Source organism: Microcystis sp. M53602_WE12, assembly GCF_030065455.1.
GTDB lineage: Bacteria > Cyanobacteriota > Cyanobacteriia > Cyanobacteriales > Microcystaceae > Microcystis > Microcystis aeruginosa.
Genome location: NZ_JASJFB010000789.1, coordinates 1 through 4,418, shown reverse-complemented (window position 1 = coordinate 4,418; position 4,418 = coordinate 1). Strand labels below are relative to the sequence as shown.

5 protein-coding genes are annotated in these 4,418 nt (G+C 45.7%); all 5 read right to left on the bottom strand.

Going from position 1 to position 4,418, the window contains the following annotated elements:
* Nucleotides 1-11: 11 nt before the first annotated feature.
* Nucleotides 12-137 carry a hypothetical protein gene (locus tag PX482_RS24205; protein ID WP_288024245.1) on the bottom strand — a complete coding sequence of 42 codons (126 nt, stop codon included), beginning with the start codon at nucleotides 135-137 and terminating at the stop codon, nucleotides 12-14.
* Nucleotides 138-175: 38 nt separating this feature from the next.
* Nucleotides 176-763, bottom strand: coding sequence for a pentapeptide repeat-containing protein (locus tag PX482_RS24200; protein WP_288023752.1), 588 nt, complete (start codon nucleotides 761-763; stop codon nucleotides 176-178).
* Between the two features lie 236 nt (nucleotides 764-999).
* Nucleotides 1,000-1,440, bottom strand: coding sequence for a hypothetical protein (locus PX482_RS24195; RefSeq protein ID WP_002762519.1), 441 nt, complete (start codon nucleotides 1,438-1,440; stop codon nucleotides 1,000-1,002).
* Between the two features lie 57 nt (nucleotides 1,441-1,497).
* Nucleotides 1,498-2,580, bottom strand: coding sequence for a ferritin-like domain-containing protein (locus PX482_RS24190; RefSeq protein WP_002762518.1), 1,083 nt, complete (start codon nucleotides 2,578-2,580; stop codon nucleotides 1,498-1,500).
* 45 nt (nucleotides 2,581-2,625) lie between these two features.
* Nucleotides 2,626-4,287 carry a GMC family oxidoreductase gene (locus tag PX482_RS24185; protein ID WP_288023757.1) on the bottom strand — a complete coding sequence of 554 codons (1,662 nt, stop codon included), beginning with the start codon at nucleotides 4,285-4,287 and terminating at the stop codon, nucleotides 2,626-2,628.
* Between the last annotated feature and the right edge of the window lie 131 nt (nucleotides 4,288-4,418).

Here is a 4,418-nt window from a genome sequence, read left to right as displayed (position 1 = left end):
TCTGATATTAGTTATCGTCGAGAAATTTGGTTCTTCGTTACTTGGTATGGTTCGATAGGGGGGCATAAATCGACTAAATCTTTATCTGGCAAGAGACTTAATTGATTAGTTCGCTCTAGATAAAAAACAATTGACAAAAATGGCTAAATGCCTTTCTATATAAGGGTTCCATCCCTTATAATCCCCGTCCATTGCATAACACAAACCGAAGAGCCACATATCCCATGGTTGCTTCCGAAAAATCCGTCCCCGATAAATTAGATCTGGATAAAATCGCATTTTTGAATTGGGCATTTTTGGCCACGGCATTGGACATATTCGCATCAGAAATGATGGCAGATTCTAGATCAGCCTCTGTTAAAGTCGCATCGGTCAAAATTGCCCCATCCATCCGAGCATTATACAAAACTGCTTTTGAGAGATTGGCCGCCGTTAGATTAGCCGCTGATAAAGTGATAGCCGAGAGATCGGCCTTGGAGAGATTAGCTCCTGTTAGATTGGCTTTTCCTAGCGTTGCCTCTTGCAGTAAGGCTCCTGATAAATTGGCTCCCGAAAGATTCGCCCCAATCAGAGCACTACCATACAAATCTTTATTCGATAAATCGACTCCCGATAGATCGCATCCATTACATTCGTTAGTCAGCAGCAATTTCGAGTAATCCGTAGCAACGAAAGCATTGGCAGGCAAACTAAAAAGGGTTAAACAAAACAGAATCGTGATCACCACAGCCGACAATTGACGAAACCAAAATTTCCTGTTCATTTTTCACTTCTAATTAAGCATTTTTTTGGACAATAAGAGGCGCACTAGCTGACACCGATCTTTCAGGTACAGCGCAGTACTTCAAGCCAACCGAAATTATTTGGCGTTGCTGAATTAGGGGATGAATTGATAATTGTCGATTTTAGATTGTGAGAACGCCTTGTCAATATTGACTTTATTCTGTTCCCTGTTTCCTTAATCCTACTTTCATCTCTTCATTCAGCAATGCCCATTAGTTAACTAAGTTTGACAGAGGGAGGATCACTCCAAGTCCCATACCCTTGTGCTTTCGCTCCGGGGGGATTAACTCCGATCGCCGACCACACAAGTGCTTCAGGATAGGCATAGGGAGCGGCAATAAAAGTGCTATCATTTACCGGAATCCCAAACCGTTCCCGCCATGCGGAGGGAAGTTGTTCCCAAGTAGCGATGTACCAGAGTTTGATAATGTTACGGGCGATGGGTCCTAGTTTTCCTGATGTCAAAACCGCCTCCACACCCTGATCATGAAAGGTTTGCAGTAATTCCTCAAATATTTGGCCACCAACGACACCCCGAACTGTATCAAAGTAAAGGGCAGCTTGGCCTGTGCCTTGCAGATGAAACTGAGAAAATCCAGTAACCGCTGCCGAGAACTCCAAGAAATACCCAGTAAACTCAGGTTTATCAATATTCACTGGTGATTGACCTCCACAAAATTTTGAACTCCATTTTGAACTTCATGGTGCTGACATTTAGTAAATCGGGGCGGCATTAACCCCGTCTTTTCCCGGAATGGGATTGCGAATTAACAGATTAGCCAAGTCTCTGAGTTTGAACATTCCCCCCACCGCAGGCAGTAATGTCTCAGGATGGCCGTTAAAGGAAAATTCAATCTGGGCGAGGAAATGAGCGTAAGCCTGCTGAAATTGCTGTCTGGCGGCATATAATTCTGAATCTTGGGGATAATCACTCAGTTTGGCATTCTCCAAGACCGGATAAACCGCGTCCCAATCTACGGTAAAGGTTTTTCCGGTGGGGTGATCGGGGAGATCTGACTTCAGCGGATCATCTTTATTGATCGTATAGTATTGACCTAATTTTAGTTGCTGGAAACGGTAGTAATGGGAAAGTTCCCGTTCTGCATCATAGATAGTTCCTTGCCTGGAGCCTTCACCTTGTTCTTGAATTACTTTTAACGCACGCTTGGCATCTTTGAGATTATATACCGGGATAATCTCGCCGGCACCATCGTAGTAATATTCCCGGGTAATTTGCTTTTTCGGATCGCCACAGAATAGATTCTGTCCCTTCTGTTTGTACTCTCGATCCAACGCTTCTAAGCCTCGGATGACCTCCGCATAAAACAGCCCAATGCTGTAATATTTGTAGGTTGGATCGTAACCAGGAATCGGCAACCATGAGCCTTGTGTCGGTCGAGGCAGCACTAAAGGTGCATCGTCAGGTACTTCTTTAGACCGTTCAATGTTGAGAAACGTCTCTACTGTTTCCGGGGAAAATTTGGCTAGGCCAACTTGAAAATCATCGGCTCCGGTAGGTAAGTAAGTCGGATAAGTGGGGATAAAATTATTGGCTGTCAGCACTCCTTTTATATTTCCCCCAACGGCATTAAACACATTGGCAGCCAGGGTGAGATGCAGCATTTCCTCCACAGCAATAGCGCGAATAATATGAAAAGCTTCTAGGTTACTTCCTGGTTTGAGGGAGTAAAGGGCGGTCATGTAAGGGGGAATGGTTGCGTGTTCTATCATCATGCCCTGAATCAGATAGTAATGCAGGTCGTCAACCGTTTGAATTAACCTTAAACGATCAGTCATCGATAATACCTCTGGTGGTAGGATTAGTAATCTGTTATGTCAATCTCAAGCTAAGTCCTGAAGCATCTGCTCAGAAGCTCGGAAAACCAGGGCGGCAAGAGGCAATGTTGTATTAGAACTGCCAATAGAAGGCATACTGCCAGCGCCGAGTAGATAGAGATTTTCGTGATCCCAAGAACGCAAATAGGAATCAACAACGGAGTTGTATTTAGTCGTTCCCATTACGTGGGTTCCTGAAAAGTGATTTCCTCCTCGGAACCAGTAGCCTTGACCCTCATACTCAAAATAGGCGGGATCTGACTTATCGTAGTGGGTATGATCTTCTGCTCCCAAGCGCTCGAAGATAGTTCGGGAAAGATTACGGGCATAAGCCATCGCCTTTTTACAGTAATCAGGGACATCAAAATGGATAACCGGACGATAATTACCGAGTTGATCTTTATATTGGGGATCGATGCTGACTCGGTTACTGGAATTAGCTGGCAATTCGCACATGAAAGCCAGTAGTAGCTGCCGTGAGATTCGGCTAATTAGTTCCTGGCGAAGTTCGGAGCCATACTTTTTATTATTATCGATCGCTTCTCGCACCACATCGGGGACACCAGTGCCTGACCATCCCCAACCATCATTGTGGATGTCAATGCCAAAGGCACATTGTTCTTTGCGGAATTCACCATTACGGAAGCTGCCAATTCCCGATGTCACCAAGGGGCCTCGCATCGTCCCCGTCACTTCGGGCATCAAAGCCCAAGCTAACAGGAAGGGATGATCCATGAGATTGCAACCCATCAGTCCACTGGTACTAGGCAAATTAGAGGACAACATCAGCCTGGCATTTTCTACCGCGTTAGTGGCTAGGACAAATAAACGACCCTTAGCCGTGCCAACCGTATAAGCAGGAGAGTTCTTATCCCGATAGTGCTTATACTCGATGCCACTAACACGGCCAGTTTCGGGATCGATTTCCACCCTGGAAGCGACCGCCTGAGTAAGAAGATGCACTCGTTCGGGAAAGGCTATTGTAGTCAGAGTCCTCCTGGCATCATACTTCGCTTGAGCTGGACAGATGGGAACACAATTGGCGTTTCCCTGGCATCGTTCTCCATACTCTACTGGATTTTTACCACTCAATCCAGTGGGAACGAAGTCGTTATCATGGCCGTACTCTTTGTAATCAGGGTTAGGTATGCCATTGCGACCCTGGGGAAAAGTGCTAAGTTTTAATTCGATCTTTTTGCCATTGAGTTCCACTGTCGTCCCCTGAATTTTCTGACGCACTTTCTTATCCAAGTAAGAAGGGGGCATTTCCCGCATGGGAAAGACATAGTCATCGTGTTCAAAAGTGATGCCTAACTCCCTTTGTTCTGCTGCATTTCCAGCAACCCCAATCTCGTACTCTGCTTGGCGGTAGTACTTCCAAAGCTCTTGATCGGTAATTGGCCAGTCAAGACCTTGTCCGTACTTGCTGCGTAACTTGAAATCATCGGGTAACATCCGTAGGGATTTCCCTTCCCAGTGCATAGTGGTTCCCCCTAAAATCCTGGTATAGGAACCGCTCAAGGGTAGAGGTCCTTTCTCTTCAAAGTAGCGAACAACATCATCAGTAGGACTCAGGACATTGGGATTTAAGGGATAGGGGGAGTTACCGTGCTTGATTACCGAACTGTAGAAAGTTTCAAGGTAATTTTGATAGCCTTCAACCCACATTCCGCACCCTCAACTGTCACATAAGCTGTCCCCCTCCAGAGACTTGAGTAAAAATACCTAGCTGGTGAAGGTTTTCTCGGTGGCCGCTAGGGGGGTCTTGAGACCCCTAATTAGGGTCTGCTGAAAAAGTT

What these genes read in the sequence shown, in the direction of transcription:
- PX482_RS24190 (WP_002762518.1), bottom strand. Translation starts at nt 2,580, where the DNA reads ATGACTGATCGTTTAAGGTTAATTCAAACGGTTGACGACCTGCATTAC.
- PX482_RS24185 (WP_288023757.1), bottom strand. Translation starts at nt 4,287, where the DNA reads ATGTGGGTTGAAGGCTATCAAAATTACCTTGAAACTTTCTACAGTTCG.
- PX482_RS24200 (WP_288023752.1), bottom strand. Translation starts at nt 763, where the DNA reads ATGAACAGGAAATTTTGGTTTCGTCAATTGTCGGCTGTGGTGATCACG.